Consider the following 3,628-nt stretch of genomic DNA (forward strand, 5'->3'; position numbering starts at 1 on the left):
CACGCGCGCCAGCAATTCCTTCTGGCCGAAGGGCTTGGCCACATAATCGTCGGCCCCGAGTTCCAGCCCCAGCACGCGATCCAGTTCCTCGCCCCGCGCCGAGACCATGATGATGGGCGTCTGCCGGTCCACCTGTCCGGCCGCTTCGGCGCCCGCGCTGCCCATGCCCATGCCGCCGCTGCGCAGCGACCGGCACAAATCGAGCCCGTTGCTGCCCGGCAGCATGACGTCCAGCACGATCAGGTCGGCCGGCGACGCGGCCAGGGCGGCCCACATCTCGCGCCCGTCCTGTACGCCCCGCACCCGGTAGCCGTCCCCCTGCAGCACGCGCACGAGCAGGGTACGCATGCCTGGATCGTCCTCGACGACCAGGATACGGGCGGGCAGATCGGCGTCGGAATAGGTCTGGGGCATCGTCACGGGAGAGATCGGGCCTTTGGAACGCGGACTGGGCCGCTTGATTATGCGGCCCACAGGATACCGTACAAGCCGATGCGACGAAAACCATCCTCCAAAGACAAAGCCGGGCGGAGGACACCGCCCGGCTGTGCCGGCAACAGATCAGCGCATGCGGATCCATGCATGAGGATCGGCGTGAAAGCGGTCAGTGATGCGCCGACAGTTTCAGGACCCACAATTGCGCGATGGCGCGCGCGCCGTTGTCGCCGCCCACCGTCTTGAGCGTGGCGACGGCGTCCGCGTCGCGACCGGCCGCCATCTGGGCCAGGCCGTAATGCAGCCTGGCGATGTTCGGGTCCAGCGGCCCCTTCGCCAGACCCTGCCGCATGACGGCCAGTCCCTTGTCGGCCTGGCCGAACGTCACGTAATTATACCCGACGGTCAGCAGGGAATTGCCGGTCGGCGCCTGCTGCGCGGCGGCTTCGTCCGCCGCGATCGCCGCCTTGCGGTCGGACACGGCCTTTACGACCATGGCCTTCAGCCTGGCCTCGCGCGCCGCGCCGGCATCCTTGCCCAGCACGCCGCCGGCATAGCCGGCATTCATCAGGTCCAGCGCAAGCTGCGGCAGGCCGGCCTGCATCGCCAGCTCGGTCATGTCCATGTAGTCGGCCGGGGCCGTCAGCACGCCCGCCGCCTGGCGGATGCGATAGACATCGAGCTGCAGCGCGGGCGACACTTTCGGGTCGACCATCAGGCCATGCAGGATCAGCGCCCAATATTCGGGCTTGGGATAATAGGACACCAGCTGGACATAGGTGTCGTTCAGGCCGGTCAGGTCCTTCTGCTGTGTCTGGCACGCGGCCAGCAACTGCAACTGGGATTCGGCGGGGGCCTTGCCGGCCTTGATCTCCTCGGCGATCTGCGCCTGCTGCACGCGCGCCGCGTTGGCATAGTCGCGCTGCAGGTAATAGGACTGGATCAGCAGCGTTTCCATCGCCGGATTGCTGCCAGCCGCCTTCAGGTAGCGCTCGATGCTGGCGACCGCGCGGGGGTAGTCCTTCGCGGTATAGGCCATGGTGGCCTCGGCCATCATCATCTGCAGCTTGGCGTCCTTGGGCGTGCGGCCGGACGCGATCAGCTTGTCATAGGCGGCGGTCGCCGCGGCCACGTTGCCCGACTGCGCCGCGACGGCGGCACGCATCTGGGTGATGGTATAGTCTTCATACTCGCTCTTGCCCGGCACCGCCGCCGCGGCGTCGACCGCGCTCATGGCCTTGGCATAATTATGCGCGGCCAGCGCGGCCTGCGCCTGCTGCAACGGCTTGCCGACCTTCATGCTCAGCGTATCTGCCGCCGAGGCGGGCTGGACAAGGGCTGCCGAAGCGGAAAATGCAACGATCGCGCCGGCGAGACGGCCGGCGCGGAACAGACATGACGACATCAGCTCATTGTCCTTCCATGAACTGATCCTGACCTACGATACCCAGCTTGGTGATGCCAAGCCTCTGGCAATCCGCAAGGACGTGCGCCACGGTCTTGTAGTCGGCCAGACGGTTCGGATGGATGTGCATCTCGGGCTGGTCGGGCATGGCGGCGGCGGACGTGATGTGGGCCTGCAGCGACGCTTCGTCCGTGATCGGCTCGCCGTTCCAGCTGATGCTGTTGTCGAAATCGATCGCCAGCGTCACGACCTTCGGCACTTCGGTCGAAGGCGGCGGATTGCCCTGCGGCAGGTCCAGCGCGACCGAATGCGTCTGCAGCGGAATGGTGATGATCAGCATGATCAGCAGCACCAACATGACGTCGATCAGCGGCGTCGTGTTGATATCGACAATGCCTTCGTCTTCGGTAGTGCCTTCGGTGCCGACACTCATGGCCATGGCGATGTACTCTCTAAAAAGCGCGGGTCAACGAACCTGCCGTCCGGACCGATCGCGGATCGGCGGCGGGATGGCGGCACCGAGGCCCTGATGTGGGATCTCCCGGAGGGCCCGGCGCCGCCTGGACGGCGCCGGGTGTCCTGTTGCCTCAATCCGAGTGCGGTTGCTCGGTAATGAAGTCCACGTGATAGATCCCGGCCTCCTGACAGGTCGCGATCACCCGCCCGACGGCTTCGTACCGGGACTTGGCATCGCCGCGGATCTGGATCTGAGGCTGCGGCTTCAGCACCGCAATCTTCTCCAGCCGGTCCAGAAGGTCGGCGCGACTTTTGATCGCGACCTCGTTCCAGTAGACCTGTCCGTTCTCGGTCACGGCCAGCACCACGTTTCCGGGCTTGGTCTGCGTGGGCTGGTTGGCGTCCCGCGGCAGGGTGACCTTGATCGTATGTGTTGCGACTGGGATGGTGATCAGGAAGATGATCAGCAGCACCAGCATGACGTCGACAAGCGGAGTGGTGTTGATGGCGGACACCACCTCGTCTTCATCGCCGCCGCCTCCGACTTGCATCGCCATGTTCAGGCAACCCGGTTGGAGGTGGTGGTGGTGGTCGGCGAGCTGTCGGGACGGACCGTGATGTCCGGGGAGACGCCGTGGCGGAAGCCGCCGAGCAGGATGGACTGCAGGTCGGCCGCGAAATTGCGGACCTTGTCCATCGCGCCCTTGTTGCGGCGGACCAGCAGGTTGTAGCCCAGCACGGCCGGAACGGCGGTGCCCAGACCGATCGCGGTCATGATCAGCGATTCACCGACCGGGCCGGCGACCTTGTCGATCGACGCCTGGCCGGCGATGCCGATGGCGGTCAGGGCGTGATAGATACCCCACACGGTGCCGAACAGGCCGACGAACGGCGAGGTCGAGCCGACGGTGCCGAGGAACGCCAGGCCGCCCTGCAGGCGGGACTGGATGGTGTCGACCGCGCGCTGGATCGACATCGAGGTCCAGCTATGCAGGTCGATCGATTCCTGCATCGTGCCTTCGTGGTGCTCGGCGGCGACGATGCCGGTGTCGGCGATGTAGCGGAACGGCGAGGAGGGCTTCAGCGCCGCGGCGCCTTCCTGGATCGAGGACTTGGTCCAGAAGGTCTTCGCCGCTTCCTTGGCGGCCGAGAACATGCGCGCCTGCTCGAAGAACTTCGTGACCATGATGTACCACGTGCCCAGCGACATGCCGACCATGATCAGCAGGACGCCGCGCGCGATGATGTCGCCGTTGCGCCACAGCGCATCCAGGCCGTAGGGGTTGCCGGCCGGCTTGGGGGCGGCGGCTTCGACCGGCGGGGTCGCCGGAG

The 3,628-nt window shown here is 66.2% G+C and carries 5 protein-coding genes; all 5 read right to left on the reverse strand.

Annotation, left to right across the window (positions count from 1 at the left end; translation table 11 throughout):
• The coding region (locus HUK84_RS12465; protein ID WP_176640585.1) for a response regulator transcription factor at positions 1-414 on the reverse strand (414 nt) is incomplete at its 3' end.
• Between the two features lie 190 nt (positions 415-604).
• Positions 605-1,840 carry a tetratricopeptide repeat protein gene (locus HUK84_RS12470; protein ID WP_176640581.1) on the reverse strand — a complete coding sequence of 412 codons (1,236 nt, stop codon included), beginning with the start codon at positions 1,838-1,840 and terminating at the stop codon, positions 605-607.
• Between the two features lie 4 nt (positions 1,841-1,844).
• Positions 1,845-2,279 carry an ExbD/TolR family protein gene (locus HUK84_RS12475; protein ID WP_176640582.1) on the reverse strand — a complete coding sequence of 145 codons (435 nt, stop codon included), beginning with the start codon at positions 2,277-2,279 and terminating at the stop codon, positions 1,845-1,847.
• A 148-nt stretch (positions 2,280-2,427) separates the two neighbouring features.
• Positions 2,428-2,853, reverse strand: a complete 426-nt coding sequence (locus HUK84_RS12480; protein ID WP_176640583.1) for an ExbD/TolR family protein — start codon at positions 2,851-2,853, stop codon at positions 2,428-2,430.
• A gap of 2 nt (positions 2,854-2,855) precedes the next feature.
• Positions 2,856-3,628 (reverse strand): MotA/TolQ/ExbB proton channel family protein (locus HUK84_RS12485; protein WP_176640584.1); only part of this gene is annotated, 773 nt, incomplete at its 5' end.

Source organism: Nguyenibacter vanlangensis, from assembly GCF_013376155.1.
Classification (GTDB): Bacteria; Pseudomonadota; Alphaproteobacteria; order Acetobacterales; family Acetobacteraceae; genus Gluconacetobacter; species Gluconacetobacter vanlangensis.

Coding starts and splice junctions, on each gene's coding strand:
- HUK84_RS12475 (WP_176640582.1), bottom strand. CDS start 2,279: ATGGCCATGAGTGTCGGCACCGAAGGCACTACCGAAGACGAAGGCATT.
- HUK84_RS12470 (WP_176640581.1), bottom strand. CDS start 1,840: ATGTCGTCATGTCTGTTCCGCGCCGGCCGTCTCGCCGGCGCGATCGTT.
- HUK84_RS12480 (WP_176640583.1), bottom strand. CDS start 2,853: ATGGCGATGCAAGTCGGAGGCGGCGGCGATGAAGACGAGGTGGTGTCC.